Origin of the sequence: Luteimonas qiangzhengi (assembly GCF_039548515.1) — a bacterium.
In the GTDB taxonomy this organism is placed as follows: Bacteria; Pseudomonadota; Gammaproteobacteria; order Xanthomonadales; family Xanthomonadaceae; genus Luteimonas.
Genome location: NZ_JBCLVE010000002.1, coordinates 269071 through 286322, shown reverse-complemented (window position 1 = coordinate 286322; position 17252 = coordinate 269071). Strand labels below are relative to the sequence as shown.

Here is a 17252-nt window from a genome sequence, read left to right as displayed (position 1 = left end):
GCCTAGCGGCCGCTCTTGATGCCGGTCCAGGCGCGCACGCGGTGGCGCTGCACATCGTCGGGCAGCGAGACCGGATCCACCAGCCTGTCGCGCACATCCTCAGGCGGATAAACACCCACATCAGCCGCGATGCCGGGATCAATCAGCTCTGTGGCCGCCAGGTTGGCGTTGGCATAGGCCACGTGGTCGGTGATGGCGGCGATCACTTCCGGCTCCATCAGATAGTTCACGAACGCGTGGGCGTTGCCCGGGTGGCGCGCATCCTTCGGGATCGCGATCACGTCCATCCAGCGCACCGCCCCCTCCTTCGGGATCACGTAGCGGATGTCGGGCGCGGCGCGGCCGGTGGCTTCGGCCGCTTCAGTGGCCACGTCGCGGGCCTGGCCGATATCGCCCGAATAGCCCATCACCAGACAGGCGTCGCCGTTGGCCAGCGCGTCCTTGTATTCGGCGTTGTTGAACGTCCGGATATGCGGACGGATGGCGGCATAGGCCTCCCTGACCGCGTCGATCTCGTCGGCGGAGCCGGCATTGGGATCGCGGCCCAGCCAGATCAGGGCCGCGCTGAACGCTTCCTGGTCATCATCAAGCACGTGGATGCCGCAGGAGGCCAGCTTCGCCGCGTTGGCAGGGTCGAACAGCAGGCTCCAGGAGTCCAGCGGCGCATCCGCCCCCAGCGCCGCGGTCACCTTCCCAACGTTGATGCCAAGGCCCGTCGTTCCCCACATATAGGGCACCACATGGGCGTTGCCCTCGTCGATGTCGGTCAGCCCCTCCATGATGTCCGGGTCCAGGTGCTCGATGTTCGGCAGCTGCGCCTTGTCCAGCGGCGCATACAGGCCGGTGCGGATCTGGCGCTGCGCGAATGGACGCGCCGAAGGAAAGACCACGTCATAGCCCGAACCGCCGGCCACCAGCTTGGTTTCCAGCGTCTCGTTCTCGGCGTACACGTCGTAATTGACCTTGATGCCGGTCGCCGCCTCGAAATTGGCGATCGTGTCCGCGGCCACATAGTCCGACCAGTTGTAGACGTTGAGGACCTTTTCCTCGGCGCCGCCGGTTGCGCCGGAACCATCGGCACCGGGCTGGCTGCCACCGCAGGCGGCAAGGATCAGGACGCAGGCAAGGGGGGCAAAGCGCAGGGACACGGCGTTCTCCGGGAGAATTTCGGGGCAAGCATGGTGGGAGCGTACCCCTGCCCTGTCAACGCGAATTTACGCAGGGGCCGCTGGCGTATATTGTCGCCCGGTTTGCCCCTCCGGGGCTGGAGTCCAGGAAATGATGAAGTCCACGATCTGCGCCGCGCTGACGGCCGCTTTTGCCGTCGCCGCCCTGCCCGCCCACGCCCAGGAGGCCGGCGGTGATTCCGCTTGGTCATTCGGCGGCGAAGTGGTCGTCGCCAGCGACTATGTGTGGCGCGGCGTCTCACAAACCATGGAAGATCCGGCGCTGCAGTTGGACCTGATGGTTGAGCATGCCAGCGGGTTCTATGTGGGAGCCGCCGGCTCGAACGTGGATTTCGGCGATCCCGATGACGGGATGGACTACGAAGTCAGCGCCTATCTCGGTTGGGCCGGCGAACTGGGTGCCGGTACCGAACTGGACGTGTTCATCTCGCGCGTGGCCTACCCCGGCCACAACGGCGCCGACTACGACATCGACTACACCGAAATCGAGGCCAACCTGGCCTTCGCCGGGTACTACAACGTCGGCGTCGCCTACTCGCCCGACATCTTCAACCTCGGCGGCAAGGGCTGGTACTACTACGCCGGCGCCGACTTCCCGCTGGGCGACACCGGCTTCACCCTGGGCCTGCAGGCCGGCCATTACGACCTGGAGGATGCGGCCGGAGACAGTTACAGCGATTGGCTGGTGGGCCTTGACCGCGACTTCGGGCCGATCAACGCCCGCCTGCAGTACAGCGATACCTCCAGCTACAGCGAGCTGGTGGCGGAATCGGTGGGGGATGCGCGGCTGGCGGATGGACGCGTTGTGCTGGTGTTGAGCTGGACTTATTGAGGGGATGCTATTAAAGGATACCTTCGCCGGTTCGCATACTAGTTTCCGACACCACGTGGGACGCACGACCTCTTCGCCAACGGCATAAAGTGTGGACAGACCCTTTCTCTAGACAAATGCCCAACTCGCTTGGCCCTGTCGTCAGGCAGCATCTGATTAATTGTGGTTATTCCCGCAAAAGCGGAAACCGCGAGAAAGGCTAGCTGTTCAGAGACTCCTTGGCCGCAAATAAAGAGTTAACGCTGCACTTTTTATGCGATCTCTACTTTCGATGCAAACAACTTGAAAGTTGGCTGTTGAAGATTGGCAATCGAAGCGAATACGCCAACGAAGTTTGGGGCAGTTTTCTTAACCCCTTCGTTTGTTATTCTCCCCTTTGCAAACGCGCCGTCCAACTGGCCACTTAGTGGAAGAATAATGTCTAGGATCGCCCCCCACTCCTCTGCCAAAGAGAATGGCGAGCCGTTCGCTTTAAAACGAAGATCGAACTTGTTTGGTATGGGTTTCCCGACAATAGTTTCCAGACATTTCGCAATGATGTATATAAACAGAAACTGAGAGCCCTTCCGGTTCAAGAAATCCAAAGTGGTCTTTTCTAGATCGGTCAAGGTAGATGGGTCGGACTTATTTTTTTCCATCAGAATGAGTCTCCGCCTTGCCACAGCCTCTTGGATAGAAAAGCAAAAGACAATGTGTCTCGCGCTAGTCCTATCAGTAAACACGCGCCCATAATTTTTGTCATCTATCCAGATTTCTGACTTCTTATCGTATGCAAGAACAGGGTCTCCATGAAATGCAGCTAAGGACTGCCCGACCGTATAAGAAGGAAGAGTGTACTTGCTCCGTTTGATGGCATCACTCGCGCCGCCACGTCGCCCGCCTTCGTACTCCGCGTCTGGAATTGAAGAAAACTCGTGACGCAATCGATCTTGGACAGCATCATTGCTACGAAAGTCGGCTGCTTCGAGTTTGTTTTGGGAGTTGTTGTATTTGACAATCTTCTCGATCAAGTCATCGCTATCAGCCTTGACAAACCGAATTCCCACGAGAAGGCTTTCGGCAATCCCGCCCTTAGCGCTTGCAATTGACCCGGTCGTTTGCGCTCCATTTACGATGGATAGGCCGGTAATATTAAGTTTCCGGCCTTTTTTTGTTTTCCCCGAGTACTTGTAATCAAGCACGAGCGACGTAACGCCGTTGTTGTACACGAGGAAATTGTCCGGCTCTTGGGATGTGGTTCTCTTGATTCCGTTGTTTATATTTTTGTCGCTGGCTCGAGAGCCTAAATATCCTCGCAAGTTCGCTGAGAACAGGTCGGTTTCATACTTGGCATATAAGTCGGCCAGCCATCGCCCGGGTACAAAGGTGCTAATTGAAGACCACGTCCCATCGTGATGTTTGTGTTCTAGCACATCCGGCACCTGAACTTGGAAGGTGTCGGTCACGATTATAGTTCGCTCTGCTTTGGTATACAGAGATTCAATCTCGTCTGCCCCAACCTCCTTAGCGAATACATTTATTTGAGATTCTTTGTTATAGGACGAAAGAGCGCTTCGGACGGTCTGTTCTACTGTGTCTAGCTCAGCTCTGACATTCTTTGAGGTCGGAAGGTTGTGCACGTACCAGCAGTGAATCTGATTAATATCTCCTGCTCGAACTGCATCTCGCAACTCTTGTGCGCGTCCCGAAAGCGAAGGGTCAAGATTGGCGATATTTGCGCTGAGTAGCCAACTTACCGCAGTGTTCAGGTCAGCAGCTTTGTTGGACTTGGCGGCTTTCTTTTTGTTTTGAGCCACGTAGCATTGTGCGATTACTGCGATGCCCATCTCTTTGTCTACGTGCAGGACATCGCACTTACGATCGTTCCCTCCGCCGGTTAGTGCCTCAGCGGCAATTAATTTTATGTCATCCAGATTGAAGCGTAACTGGATCGCGAAGGCACCAATGGCATCATCGTTAAGACCAAAGTTTGTCTTGGCCGCTGTGTAAGCGGCTTGCCATTTTTGACCTGGCGTTACGTACATTTCTTTCTCCCCCTACGAAATTACTTGTAAAAATAAAATTCTGCTCCGCTCATTTTGCATCGGATCGGAGTCATGATCCTTGCTCTGGAATTCCCGGCAGTTCCACGATTACATTCCGGAACTGCTCCAACGCCGCCTCAAGCCCATCCACGATCTCCGCCGCCAGGACATCCGGCGTCGGCAGGCTGTCGATGTCTTCCAGGCTGTCGTCCTTGAGCCAGAAGATATCCAAATTCAGCTTGTCGCGCTTGGCGAGCTCCTCGTAGGTGAAGCGGCGGAAGCGGTCAGTTTCCTTGCGCTCGGCGTAGCAGTGGACGAAGTCATCCAGGTCGGCGTGGACCAGCGGTTTCGTCTTGAGAGTCTTATGGACGTTGGTGCGGTAGTCATAAACCCAAAGCTCCTTCGTCTGCACATCGCGCGAGGCGGGACGCTTGTCGAAGAACAGCACGTTCGCCTTCACCCCGGGGCTGTACCAGATGCCGGTGGGCAGGCGCAGCAGGGTGTGGAAGTTGAACTGCTCCAGCAGGCGCTTGCGGATGCCCTCCCCTGCGCGACCGGCCTCGAACAGCACGTTGTCCGGCAGCACCACGCCGGCGCGGCCGTGGGTGTCGAGGATGGTCATGATGTGCTGCAGGAAGTTGAGCTGCTTGTTGGAGGTGGTGAACTTGAAGTCGTCGCGTTCGTAGGTCTCGCGCTCGGTGGTCACGCTGCCGTCCTCGCCCACCACCTGGTAGCTGGACTTCTTGCCGAACGGCGGATTGGTCAGCACCACCTTGTAGCGGGTGCCCGGGTCCGAGGCGAGCGCGTCGCCCTGCGTCACCGGGCTGTCGCCGTTGCCGACGCCGTGCAGACACAGGTTCATCGCGCACAGACGGACGACCTCGTCCACGATGTCCACGCCGTGCAGTGCGCCGTGGCGCAGCTTGCGGAGCCGGTCGCGGTCCTGGCTCTGGCCCTTCATGTGCTCAAAGGCGGTCAGCAGGAAGCCGCCGGTGCCGCAGGCCGGGTCGCAGACGGTCTCGCCGATGCGCGGGTCCACGCACTTCGCGATCGCCTCGATCACAGGCCGCGGGGTGAAGTACTGGCCTGCGCCGGAGCGGACTTCAGAGGCGTTGCGCTCCAGCAGGCCTTCATAGATGTTGCCCTTCACGTCCACATCCAAGCCGATCCACGGGCCTTCGCTGTCGATCAAGCTGACCACGCGCTTGAGCTTGGCCGGATCGGAGAGCTTGTTCTGGGACTTGCGGAAGATGGTGCCGATCAGGCCGTCCACCTTCGCCAGCGCCTGCAGGGTGCGGCGGTACTGGCGCTCCAGCGCCTCGCCGTCGTGCTTCACCAGCGCGTCCCAGTTCCACTCGGGCGGGATGGCGGATTCCTCGGCCAGGTACTCGGTGCGCTCCTGGTCCATTTTCAGGAACAGCAGGTAGGTGATCTGCTCGATGTAGTCGCCGTAGGAAACGCCCTGGTCGCGCAGTACGTGCGCGTAGTTCCAGACCTTGGCGACAAGCTGGTCGTTGCTCATGGTGCGTCTCTGTTCTTGCCCGTGGCCCGGTTGCACATTGGCTGGCGTCCGGGGCATCCTGCGGTTCCCTCAGGCCAAGGATAAGGCATGGACAGGAGCTGGATCGTCCTGGGCGACCCGACCAGCAGCGGCGGCAGCGTCGTTACCGGCTCGCCGTTCACCGATATTGACGGCATTCCCGTAGCCCGGGTCACCGACCAGGCCACCTGCCCGCGCCACAAGGGCGCCTTCCCGATCGTTGACGGCGACAGCACCATGATCGTGGACGGCCAGCCCGTGGCCCTTCATGGCAGTTCGCTGGCCTGCGGCTGCAAGGTGCTCTCGGCCAATCAGGCGCGAGTGTTCGTTTCCCAGGGTCCGGGAGCCGGCACCGGAGCCACGACGCTACCGATGCAGTACACGCCGCCGGCTGCGGGAACCCAGGCGACAGATCTCCACCCGCTCGACTACCCCGGCCCCGGCAGCGATGCCAACACACCGTCGGACCCGGACTGGAAGGTTGCCAGCGACGTCATCACCGATTCACACCAGGCACTGATGCAGGCCGGTGCATACCGCGACTACGACACCGAGCTGGAGGCGGCCCGTGCCTGGCGCGAGCACGTACTGCCTGTTGCCAACAGCGAGCGCTACGGCGTGGAAGTCGGCGCCATCATCGGCCGCACCCCGGCCGGGAAGTACCGCTTTGGCGCACCTTGGAGCAGTGGGGAGCATGCGAGCGTGCGGGGAATCATGGAGCAGGCGCAACGCCCTGCGGGCATCGCGGCCGACACTGCGGCCATCCATACCCACCCACGGGCCGGCGCGTTACCTGGCGGTGGGGATCGGGCCTTCCGATTCGATCAACGCCCGGACGCAAATGGAGTCGGCGGCTACGGCGGATCGGGAGACGTGCAAGCAGGCGACCTTGTCTTTGGCTACTACGAAGAAATCAACGTATATATCGCCGACTCTTCCGGGTTGCACTATTGGGACTATGAGGTCTACCTCGATATTCAGCGAGAAGATCTCGTCAGACCCATTCCGCTCCGAGACGCCTACCAGAGTGGGCTGTGATGCTTCTTCGGACACTTTCAGCGCTTCTCCTCACGCTGCTTTTCGCGTGCTCCAGCGACGCGCCTGTCGAGCGGAGCTGCTACACCAGTGGCCATATGGCCGCCCCAACCTGTAACTACGAGATATCCGAGCTCTCCAACAGTCCGGAGGCAGAAGGTGTGCGCCTCTCCGCCTACTTGCATGAGCGCAAGGGTGAGCTCTATTTGGCCGAGGACCGGGACGGCACCGGCGCGACTGTTCGCATTGCCCAGGTTCCAGGCAGGAACATGGACGATGTCATCTGGATGGCAGGGCACCGGGTGGGCATTCGCGGAATTTTTCATCATGAGATCAACAGTCTTGACGTGTACTCGATCGGCTGGATCGATGAGCCTGGTGTCCCGGAACCGATCCCTCCGTTCCCCGGTCCGTCCGGTGTTTCCCGTCCCATGGAGCCCGGCCAGACTGACCGCAAACGGGTCCAGGCCGACACCGAAGTAGCACGGCAATCTGCCGACGATGAGTTCTTCTACTTCACCCACGATGCCAATGGCGCGCGCATTTGTTCGGAGATCTCGTACACCCCCGAAGAGCGCTGCCACTATCTGTTGGACGAACTGACCAACATCCGGGAGCCATCCGTGGTCGGCGTGCGCCTGTACGGATTTCTGGTCTCCAGAAACGATAACCTGTATATCGCGACCAGCCGCAGCGGCACCGGCACCGCCATGCCTGTGACTCAGGTCGACGACATTGTTCCGCAATGGCTTGTTGGGCGACTGGTCGAAACCGAGCACCTGGCTGGACTCAATGGACAGTACTTCCCGGAAACGAAAACGATCCGCGCCTTCTCGCTCAGCTACGTCAATCTTCCCGGCGAGCCGGCGTTCCGGATTCCTCCACCCGACCAGCGCTTGCCCTCAGTGTCCGAACCTACGCAGTGTTTCGCGCCAAGATATGGGGAGGTGCTGCCGGAGGATTGTCTCCACTAGCTCGGCACAAGCAGGGTTCCGGCGAGCGCGACCGTAGGCAGCCGCAACCCCATCAGTATCGGTCCTTGCGATCGCGGTACCCGGTGGGATTCGCACCTTTGGCGATACCGCCGAGCCGCTCCCGCTCCCGTGGAAGCACCAGCATCACCGTCAACGGTTCGATGGGTGATGCCCGGAATCCGTGGTGCAGGTAGAAATCCCTGGCCTGCTCGTCGAGCGCGTGAGCGAGCATGGCGCGCACTCCCAAATGCTCGGCTACCGTCATTGAGCGCAATACGGCATCCCTCAGCAACGCGGCTCCCAAGCGCCTGCCCTGCGCGCTCCGGTCCACGGCCAGTCGCCCAAGCACCACGACCGGGATCGGGTCGGGCATGTTGCGCCGCGCCTGGCCAGTGGCGATGCCGTGGGTCACGGCTCCTCCCGCCAGCGAGTAATAACCCAGCACCCGGCCAGAGGCTTCGGCCGTCACAAAGGTGCGGCTGGCACCGCTGACCTGATTGACCAAGGCGCGGCGCTTGAGCCAGTCGTCCAGCACCGCGTGCCCGCACGAGAAATCGCCCAGCACGTGGCTGGGCGTGAGCGGGCACGGTGCGGCGAGGCTGTCGGGCTTCACGCCTCGTCCCAGGGCGCCTTGACCGACAGAAGCCGCTCCAGCCCTGCATTGGGCAACGGCGGCGCATCCAGCAGTTCGACGAACTCCGCAAAACGGGCTTCGTCGAGCTCGAAGAAGGTCTGGTCGAGCAGCACGTTGCGCGCGCGGTCGCAAGCGGCTTCGAGCATGAAGTCGGAACGGTTCTTGCCCAGCACGCCGGCGGCCCGGTCGATGAGGTCGCGCTGCGCCGGCAGGGCGCGCAGATTGATAGGGGCGACGCGGGACATGGAGGTACCTCGGTGCGTATAGCTGTTGAGTACACAATTTTCGGCGCATGTATATCTATTGTCAACACGCGCAAGCTGCACTCACTTCATCGCTTTGCTGCCCGGCCAGCTTCCTGAGACCGGTGGATGCGCGCCAGTAGCTCGGAGGCGGGTTCGTCGTGGGGATCCTGGGGGACCAGGCGGCCGGAGAAGGCGTCTTTGAGGATGGATTGGCGGAGGGCGGCGGAACGGGAAAGCTCTGCGATGCAGGCGGCCTCAAGCAGGTCAGCGTTAGCGACTTGTTCGCCAAGCTGCTCAACGATTTCAGATTGCGTCGCCACCGTAGGCAGCTCGAACTCAATCGCCCGCACCTCGGTGCTGTTGATGTTGTGGACGCCACTCGTAGACCGGGCCTGTCGTTCAATTTTTTCCCGCACCTCCGGAGAGTTCAGCACGATGTGCAGGAACTCTGGGAGGATCCGGTTCCGATCCACTCGCAGCCTGATCAGATACCCCGCGAATGCCATTCCAGCCGCGCGATCATCTACTACCGCAGTGCGCCCAACGAGATTGGCGCTCCCGTTGGAGCGAACCAGCAGAACGTCTCCCCTCGTGAGGCTTAATCGGGACAACTCCTTCTCCTCCAGCTCCGCAAACTTCAGATCTTCCAACTCGATCTGTCCAGTCACGACGTTCGGGATCCGGAGAACGGGCACGCCTTCAACTTCGGCGCGGCACTTTTTTGCGGTTCCGTATCGGATGTCTTCGAGCAGTTCCCCCAGTCGAACCGTTTCACTACTGCCCGTGAACTCTGTAACGGCGGCCTTGAGGACGGATTGGCGGTAGCGGGCCAGCAGGGTCTGGACCTGGCGCAGGGATTCTTCGCCCTTGTCCAGTTCGGCGAAGAGCGTGTCGATCTTTTCGACGATGCGCCGCTGTTCGTTGATCGGCGGCAGCGGCAACGGAATATCGCGCACGGTGAACGAAGAAAGGTGCTTCACCGTGACAGCCGACGTGTGCTCGTTGATCAGGCGGAGGTAGCCTGGAAGTGCGTAGGAAAGCAGCCGCTGCGAATAGAACTCCTCGTCAGCCTGCACGGTACACACGCGCTGGTTCAGGAGCGCGCGTCCGCCGCTCCATAGCCTGCTGTTGAAATTGCCGTCCATCCCGATGGCGATCTGGCCATCCTCGATGAAGGTCATTCGTGGATCGTCCGTGGGCCCACGGTAGAGGGTGCCGGCAGAGCCGCTCGTGACATCCCGGATGCGAACGATCGGTGTGCCTTCGCTCTCGTTGAAGGCGCTGGACCTGAACGCGAACCCATTCACGAGATGGGCCACATCCTCGAGTCGCACACGTTCCCAGCTTGTGTGCTTTCCGTGCAGTTCATTGGTGCTCTTCGCTACAAGATCGGCGAGGTTTTCTCCAAAGCTCATTTACGCCACCAACGCCTCTTGCAACTCTTCCAGCATCTCATTCAGCCCCGTTCCCAACACCTGCCGCGCCCGCACGATGCCGCCGCGATCCGACAGCGCCGGCGCCTCCATGAAATCCTTCGCCGCAATCTCGGCATTGGCGGCGATATAACCGGCAATTGCCCGCAGCCACTCCTCCTGCTCCGGCGTGTACGCCCTGCCCGCCTTCTTCTCGCGCCCCATCCACAGGTTGAAGCGACGCCCGACCACGGCGCCGAAGGGCTCCAGCGTATCGGTCTGGCCCAGGGCGTAGCGCACCAGGCTCACCACTTCGGTCAGCTGTTCGTCCACCGGGGCGCCGCGCACCTTCGCAGCCTCGATCCGCCGGTAGGCCTGCCACACGTTGGCGCAGGTCAGGTACAGCGGCGGGTCGGCCAGGCGCTGCACCAGGTCGCGGATGGCGGCATAGGTCAGCTTCTGCCGGCCCAGCGGCTGGTTGTAGATGATCTGCAGCGCGGTCAGCTCGTCGCGGTGGCGCTCAATGAAGTCGCGGAAGCTGGCCACGGTTTCCTCGGCACGTTTGAGGTCGAAACCGGTGTGCAGCACCTCGTCCGGCGTGACCTCGTCGATCACGATGTCGGTCTTCTGCTTGATGTCCTTGAGCAGCTGGCGCAGGGCCGGCTTGTCAAACGGCTGGCAGGCGGCATCGATCATCCCGGCGATGACTTCGGCTTCCTGCTCCGGCGTGGCGTCCGGGCCGTGGCGATCGATGACGGCGGCGCGCTGCATGTCGGGGTCGATGGAATCCAGCAGCCGGCCGGCGAGCTGGCGCGGGGTGAGTTCGCCGCTGGCCTCCTCCACCCGGGCGCGGTCCCCGTCGTCGAGCTTGCGGTCCAGCGCGGCCAGGCGCGCGGCCAGCGACGACACTGCGTCCTCGTCGCGCCGGCCCATGGCGATCTGCTCCAGCAGGGCGTCGAAGCCCAAGGTCCGCTTGCGCTCAAGCGGCTGGCTGGCGTTCTTCTTCGATTCGGAAACGCCCACCGCGTCGATCAGGATGAAGCGGGTCTTGGTCTGCGCGTCCGGGGTCACGGCGCGCAGGTCGGCGTCGGGAATAGTGCGCACGCCGCGGCCTTTCATCTGCTCGTAATACCCTTCCGACTTCACGTCGCGCATGAAGATCAGCACCTCCACCGGCTTGATGTCGGTGCCGGTGGCGATCATGTCCACGGTCACCGCCACGCGCGGGAAGGGATCGACGCGGAAGGCCTTGATCAGCGCCTTCGGGTCCTCGCCGGTGTTGCGGTAGGTGATCTTCTTGGCGAAGTCGTTGCCCTCGCCGAACACCTCGCGCACGGCGTGCACGATTTCCTCGGCGTGGTTGTCGTCCTTGGCGAAGACCAGGGTCTTGGGCAGCCATTCACCGCTGCGCTCGGGGAACAGTTCGGTGAACACGCGGTCGCGGTAGGTTTCCAGCACGGTACGGATCTGGTTGGGGTTGAGCACCGAGCGGTCGAGCTCCTGCGCGCTGTATTCCAGATCCTCGTCCAGGCTTTCGTAGCGCAGCTTGCGGGTGCGCCGGTCGCGCACGGGGATCTGGAAGCCGCTGTCGTCGGCCTCCACCGTGCCGCCCTCCTCCGTCACCCGGGTGCGGATGCGGTAGACCTCGTAGCCGACGTTGACGCCGTCGGCCACGGAGCGCTCGTAGGGGTATTCGGCCACCAGGTTCTGGTTGAAGAAGCCCAGGGTGTGCTTCGAGGGCGTCGCCGTGAGGCCGACGATATGGGCGTCGAAGTACTCCAGCACCTGCCGCCACAGCCCGTAGATGGAGCGGTGGCATTCATCGGTGACGATGAAGTCGAAGGTCTCGATGGGGATGTCGGCGTTGTAGCCGAGCGGCGGGATCGCGCCCTCTCCGTCCGGCTCGCCGGCCCACTGTTCGAAGCCGGAGACCTCTTCGTCCGCCTCGTCCAGTTCCCTGCCGCGCAGCATCGCGTACAGGCGCTGGATGGTGGTGATGACCACCTTGGCGTCCGGGTCGATGCGCGGGCCGCGCAGGTGCTGGACGATGTAGGTGTCGGTGAAGCGGTTGGCCGCGCCGGGCGGCTGGAAGTTCTGGTACTCCTTGAGCGTCTGGTCGCCGAGGTTGTTGCGGTCCACCAGGAACAGGATGCGCTTGGCGCCGGCGTGCTTGAGCAGGCGCCAGGAAAAGGTGCAGGCGGTGAAGGTCTTGCCGGCGCCGGTGGCGAGCTGGATCAGGGCGCGCGGCCGGTCCGTCGCCAGGGATTCCTCCAGGCCATGGATGGCTTCGACCTGGCAGTCGCGCAGGCCGTGGGTGTCCAGCGGCGGAAGGTGCTGCAGGCGGGCGCGCAGAGTGTCGGGCTGCTGCAGCCAAGTGCGCAGGGTTTCCGGACGGTGGAAAGCAAAAAGCCGGCGCGACCTGGGTTTCGGATCGCGTCTGTTCGTGAACCAGGTGTCGGCGCCGGTGCTCTCGTATCCGTACACGAGCAGCTCATCCCAGCGCGCCAAGTGCTCGGGCAGGCTGGACATGTATTTCGCTGATTGCTCAGCGACTCCACTCAGGGTCATGCCTTCGCGCTTGGCCTCGATCACCCCGGCGGCTTTGCCGTCGATGAAAAGCAGGTAGTCGCAGGGGCCTGCTGGCAGCGGGAACTCACGTACGACCACGCCCATGGCGGCATTGCGATCAAAGTCCGCCCGGTCCTGCAGTAGCCATCCGGCTGCGCCCAGCAGTTCATCAATCGTACGCCGGGCCTGCTGTTCGGGCAGATCCATGTCCCCTCCCCCCTGAGAGTGAAATCCGTGATGTCACCGCCGGATTGCGATCCACATCATATCCGGCGCGGGGGGAAGCAGGCCTCACTCCCACTCAATCGTAGCCGGTGGCTTCCCGCTGATGTCATACACCACGCGAGAAACACCGCGCAACTCGTTGATAATCCTGTTGGATACCCTGCCAAGGAATTCATGTGGCAGGTGCGCCCAGCGGGCGGTCATGAAGTCCACGGTCTCCACGGCGCGCAGGGCGATAACCCATTCGTAGGCGCGTGCGTCGCCGACCACGCCGACGGATTTGATCGGCAGGAACACGGCGAACGCCTGGCTGGTCTGGTCGTACAGGCCGGTGCGGAACAGCTCCTCGATGAAGATGGCATCGGCGCGGGCCAGCAGCTCGGCGTATTCGCGCTTCACTTCGCCCAGGATCCGCACGCCCAGGCCGGGGCCGGGGAACGGGTGGCGGTTGACCATCTTTTCCGGCAGGCCGAGCTCCACACCCAGGCGGCGCACCTCGTCCTTGAACAGCTCGCGCAGCGGCTCCACGAGCTTGAGGTTCATGTGCTCCGGCAGGCCGCCCACGTTGTGGTGGCTCTTGATCATGTGGGCCTTGCCGGTGCGGCTGCCGGCAGATTCGATCACATCCGGGTAGATGGTGCCCTGGGCCAGCCAGCGGGCATTTTTCAGCTTGCCGGCTTCTTCCTCGAAGATCTCGATGAACAGGTTGCCGATGATCTTGCGCTTGGCTTCCGGGTCGGTGACGCCGGCCAGTGCGTTGAAGTAGCGATCGGCGGCGTCCACCTTGATGACCCGCACGCCGAGGTGGTCGGCAAAGGTGGTCATCACCTGCTCGGCTTCCTGGAAGCGCAGCAGGCCGGTATCCACGAACACGCAGGTCAGCTGCTGGCCGATGGCCTGGTGCAGCAGTGCGGCAACGACAGAGGAATCGACGCCGCCCGAGAGACCCAGGATCACCTCGTCGCTGCCCACCTGGGCGCGCACCTGGCTGATCTGGTCCTCGATGATGTTGGCCGCGGTCCACAGGGTCTGGCAGCCGCAGATGTCGGCCACGAAGCGCCGGAACATCGCCTGGCCCTGGGTGGTGTGGGTGACCTCCGGGTGGAACTGCACGCCGTACCAGCGCTTGTCGTCGTTGGCGAAGGCGGCGACGGGCACGCGGTCGGTGCTGGCGGTGACGGTGAAGCCCGGCGGCGCTTTAGACACGTGGTCGCCGTGGCTCATCCACACATCAAGCCGTGCGGGGTTGCCTGCGTGGTCGGACAGGCCGGCCAGCAGCCGGTCATCGGCCACGCGCTCGATGACGGCGTGGCCGTACTCGCGCTGGTCGGCCGATTCGGTGGCGCCGCCCAGCTGGTGAGCCATGGTCTGCATGCCGTAGCACACGCCCAGCACCGGCACGCCGCTGTCGAAGACTTCCTGCGGGGCGCGCGGCGAGCCTTCCACCGTGGTCGATTCCGGGCCGCCGGAGAGGATGATGCCCTTCGGCGCGAATTCGGCGATCTCGGACGGGTCGTGGTCCCAGGCCCAGACTTCGCAGTAGACGCCGATTTCGCGGATGCGGCGGGCGATGAGCTGGGTGTACTGCGCCCCGAAATCGAGGACCAGGATCTTGTCGGCGTGGATGTCGGTCATTGGTGGTCGGTGATCCGGGGCGTGGCGGGTTGTGTGGTTGAACGTGGGATTGCGGGCGTCACGCGGCTTCGCGCGCATGGCGCGCTCCTACAGGGGGCAGCCGGCTGCCGCGCGCGTGCGCGAGGCTGTGGAGGCGAGCCTCCATCAACCCATGCGGTAGTTCGGCGGTTCCTTGGTGATCTGCACGTCGTGGACGTGGCTCTCGCGTTGTCCTGCGCCGGTGATTTTCACCAGCTGCGGCTTGGTGCGCATCTCTTCGATGGTGCCGCAGCCCACGTAGCCCATGGTGGCGCGCAGGCCGCCGATGAGCTGATGGATCACGCCCGCCAGCGGGCCGCGGTACGGCACGCGCCCTTCGATGCCTTCGGGCACCAGCTTGTCGGCCGTGGCGGCTTCCTGGAAATAGCGGTCGCTGGAGCCCTTCTCCATCGCCGCCAGACTGCCCATGCCGCGGTAGCTCTTGTAGCTGCGGCCCTGGTAGAGCTCGGTCTCGCCCGGGGTTTCCTCGGTGCCGGCGAACAGGCCGCCGATCATCACCGTGGACGCGCCGGCGGCCAGCGCCTTGCCGATGTCACCGGAATAGCGGATGCCGCCATCGGCGATCAGCGGAATCTGGTCCTTGAGCGCGGAGGCCACCATGTCGATCGCGGTGATCTGCGGCACGCCCACGCCAGCCACCACGCGGGTGGTACAGATCGAGCCCGGACCAACGCCCACCTTCACCGCGTCGGCACCGGCGTCCATCAACGCCAGCGCGGCGTCGCCGGTGACGATGTTGCCGCCCACCACCTGCACCTGCGGGAAGTTTTTCTTGGTCCAGCTCACGCGGTCCAGCACGCCCTGGGAATGACCGTGCGCGGTATCGACGATGATGACATCGACGCCGGCGGCGGCCAGACGCTCGATGCGATCCTCGGTATCGCCCCCCACGCCGACGGCAGCGCCGACCAGCAGACTTTCGGAAGTGTCCTTGGCGGCGTTGGGGTTGTCCTGGGCCTTCTGGATGTCCTTGACCGTGATCAGGCCGCGCAGCTGGAACTGGTCGTTGACCACCAGCACCTTTTCAATCCGGTGGCGGTGCAGCAGCTCGATCACTTCCTCGTCGCTGGCGCCCTCCTTCACCGTGACCAGCTTTTCCTTGCGGGTCATGATGTTGCGCACCGGGTCGTCCAGCTTCTTCTCAAAGCGCATGTCGCGGCCGGTCACGATGCCCACCAGCTGGTCGCCTTCGACCACCGGCACGCCGGAGATGTTGCGCGCGCGGGTGAGCTTGAGTACCTCGCCAATCGAGGTCTGCGGGCTGACTGTGAACGGTTCGCGAATCACACCGGCTTCGAAGTTCTTCACCTGCAGAACGTGCTGTGCCTGGCGTTCTGCACTCATGTTTTTATGCATGATGCCGATGCCGCCGAGCTGGGCCATGGCGATCGCCAGGCGTGCTTCGGTGACCGTGTCCATGGCTGCGGACACGATGGGCAGGTTCAGGTGCAGGTCTCTGGTCAGCCGGGCGGTGAGCTGAACGTCCTTGGGAAGGACGATGGAATGCGCTGGGACGAGGGAAACATCGTCGTAGGTGAGCGCTTCGGCCTGGATACGCAACATGGGCGGTCCGGATCTGGGAAAGCGGACTATTGTACCGCGCCAGTCACCGGGCGGCGCGCAACATCGACACCCCGGATTCGGCGGCTTCGGCCGCTTCCAGGGTGTTTTGCATGAGGGTGGCGACGGTCATGGGGCCCACCCCACCGGGGACCGGGGTGATCCAGCTGGCGCGCTCGGCGGCGGCGGCGAATTCAACGTCACCCACCAGGCGGCCATCGTCCAGGCGGTTGATGCCCACGTCGATCACCACCGCGCCGGGCTTGACCCATTCACCAGGGACAATGTCGGGTCGGCCCACGGCCACCACCAGGATATCGGCGCCTTCCACGCTGCGCTGCAGGACCTCGGGCGGGGTGAACTTGTGGCAGCTGGTGACGGTGCAGCCGGCGATCAGCAGTTCCAGCGCCATCGGCCTGCCCACGTGATTGCTCACGCCCACAATGGTGGCGTTCTGGCCGCGCACCGGGCGGTCGGTCCAGGCCAGCAGCGTGGTGATGCCGCGCGGTGTGCAGGGCCGCAGGCCGAATTGGCGCAGAGCCAGGTGGCCGACGTTTTCCGGATGGAAGCCGTCCACATCCTTGCGCGGATCGATGCGGTGAATCAGTCGGGTGGCATCGGCAATACCCGGCAGCGGCAGCTGCACCAGGATGCCGTGCACGTCCGGATCGGCGTTCAGGCGGTCGATCAGTTCCAGCAGCTCGGTCTCGGTGGTGCCGGCCGGCATGTCGAAATCAATCGCGCGGATGCCGACCTTCTCGGCCGCGCGGCGCTTGTTGCGCACGTACGACTGCGAGGCCGGATCGCTGCCCACCAGCACAACCGCAAGCCCCGGTGCCGGCTTGCCCTCAGCCAACCGGGCCTCCACCTTGATGCGAAGGGAATCAAGCAGGCTGTCGGCGATGGCCCTGCCATCAAGGATGCGTGCGGTCATGCGGGAATGGGTGCGCTGGGATAGAGTCGAGGCCCCTATTCTCGCTGTTTAACCCTGCGGGCGAAAGCGCCGCGGGTTCCGCATATGACCGAAGCCGACCGCACCACCACTGAAATCGAAGCCGCCGTGTTCCGCCGTCTGCGCGATCACCTGCTGCAGCAGCGCCCGGACGCGCAGAACATCGACCTGATGATCCTCGCCGGCTTCTGCCGCAATTGCCTGGCCGACTGGTACGGCGAAGCCGCCGCCGAGCGCGGCATCGAGATGGACAAGGGCGCCGCCCGCGATCATTTCTACGGCATGCCTTTCAGCGAGTGGAAGGCGAAGCACCAGCGTCCGGCCACGCCGGAGCAGATTGAAGCGTTCGAAGCGGTGCAGCGCGGTCGCGAGGGAAAATAATCCGGCGTC

At 63.0% G+C, this 17252-nt stretch carries 14 protein-coding genes; 4 read left to right on the top strand and 10 right to left on the bottom strand.

Annotated elements, in window-relative coordinates:
* Positions 1–2: 2 nt before the first annotated feature.
* On the bottom strand, positions 3–1148 hold the full coding sequence (locus WCE59_RS01540; protein ID WP_343256934.1) for a polyamine ABC transporter substrate-binding protein: 1146 nt from the start codon (positions 1146–1148) through the stop codon (positions 3–5).
* Positions 1149–1278: 130 nt separating this feature from the next.
* On the opposite strand from WCE59_RS01540, the gene WCE59_RS01535 reads away from it, so the two are divergent.
* Positions 1279–2019, top strand: coding sequence for a TorF family putative porin (locus WCE59_RS01535; protein ID WP_343256933.1), 741 nt, complete (start codon positions 1279–1281; stop codon positions 2017–2019).
* A 251-nt stretch (positions 2020–2270) separates the two neighbouring features.
* Here WCE59_RS01535 and WCE59_RS01530 read toward each other — a convergent pair whose 3' ends face one another.
* Both WCE59_RS01530 and WCE59_RS01525 read right to left on the bottom strand, forming a co-directional pair.
* Complete coding sequence (locus WCE59_RS01530) at positions 2271–4043, bottom strand: AIPR family protein (protein ID WP_343256932.1); 1773 nt, start codon at positions 4041–4043, stop codon at positions 2271–2273.
* A gap of 70 nt (positions 4044–4113) precedes the next feature.
* Positions 4114–5565 carry a type I restriction-modification system subunit M gene (locus WCE59_RS01525; protein ID WP_343256931.1) on the bottom strand — a complete coding sequence of 484 codons (1452 nt, stop codon included), beginning with the start codon at positions 5563–5565 and terminating at the stop codon, positions 4114–4116.
* Between the two features lie 87 nt (positions 5566–5652).
* On the opposite strand from WCE59_RS01525, the gene WCE59_RS01520 reads away from it, so the two are divergent.
* The gene (locus tag WCE59_RS01520; RefSeq protein ID WP_343256930.1) at positions 5653–6621 is read left to right on the top strand and encodes a PAAR domain-containing protein; all 969 of its coding nucleotides are present in this window, start codon (positions 5653–5655) and stop codon (positions 6619–6621) included.
* A 95-nt stretch (positions 6622–6716) separates the two neighbouring features.
* On the top strand, positions 6717–7592 hold the full coding sequence (locus WCE59_RS01515; protein ID WP_343256929.1) for a hypothetical protein: 876 nt from the start codon (positions 6717–6719) through the stop codon (positions 7590–7592).
* A gap of 52 nt (positions 7593–7644) precedes the next feature.
* Here WCE59_RS01515 and WCE59_RS01510 read toward each other — a convergent pair whose 3' ends face one another.
* The 7 genes from WCE59_RS01510 to folD all read right to left on the bottom strand — a co-directional run bounded on the left by WCE59_RS01510 (position 7645) and on the right by folD (position 16844).
* Entirely contained in the window at positions 7645–8205 is a 561-nt protein-coding gene (locus tag WCE59_RS01510) for a GNAT family N-acetyltransferase (RefSeq protein ID WP_343256928.1), read from the bottom strand.
* Positions 8202–8471: a type II toxin-antitoxin system TacA family antitoxin gene (locus WCE59_RS01505; protein ID WP_343256927.1), complete on the bottom strand. Its 270-nt coding sequence runs from the start codon at positions 8469–8471 to the stop codon at positions 8202–8204. The genes WCE59_RS01510 and WCE59_RS01505 overlap by 4 nt, the downstream gene beginning before the upstream one ends.
* A gap of 86 nt (positions 8472–8557) precedes the next feature.
* The gene (locus WCE59_RS01500) at positions 8558–9886 is read right to left on the bottom strand and encodes a restriction endonuclease subunit S (RefSeq protein WP_343256926.1); all 1329 of its coding nucleotides are present in this window, start codon (positions 9884–9886) and stop codon (positions 8558–8560) included.
* A complete protein-coding gene (locus WCE59_RS01495; protein WP_343256925.1) occupies positions 9887–12658 on the bottom strand; it encodes a type I restriction endonuclease subunit R in 2772 nt (923 codons plus the stop codon).
* Between the two features lie 84 nt (positions 12659–12742).
* Positions 12743–14311, bottom strand: coding sequence for a glutamine-hydrolyzing GMP synthase (gene guaA, locus WCE59_RS01490; protein WP_343257100.1), 1569 nt, complete (start codon positions 14309–14311; stop codon positions 12743–12745).
* A gap of 144 nt (positions 14312–14455) precedes the next feature.
* The gene (gene guaB / locus WCE59_RS01485) at positions 14456–15913 is read right to left on the bottom strand and encodes an IMP dehydrogenase (protein WP_343256924.1); all 1458 of its coding nucleotides are present in this window, start codon (positions 15911–15913) and stop codon (positions 14456–14458) included.
* 43 nt (positions 15914–15956) lie between these two features.
* On the bottom strand, positions 15957–16844 hold the full coding sequence (folD, locus tag WCE59_RS01480) for a bifunctional methylenetetrahydrofolate dehydrogenase/methenyltetrahydrofolate cyclohydrolase FolD (protein WP_343256923.1): 888 nt from the start codon (positions 16842–16844) through the stop codon (positions 15957–15959).
* Between the two features lie 84 nt (positions 16845–16928).
* Here folD and WCE59_RS01475 point away from each other — a divergent pair, with 84 nt between their 5' ends.
* The gene (locus tag WCE59_RS01475) at positions 16929–17243 is read left to right on the top strand and encodes a DUF1244 domain-containing protein (RefSeq protein WP_343256922.1); all 315 of its coding nucleotides are present in this window, start codon (positions 16929–16931) and stop codon (positions 17241–17243) included.
* Positions 17244–17252 lie beyond the last annotated feature (9 nt).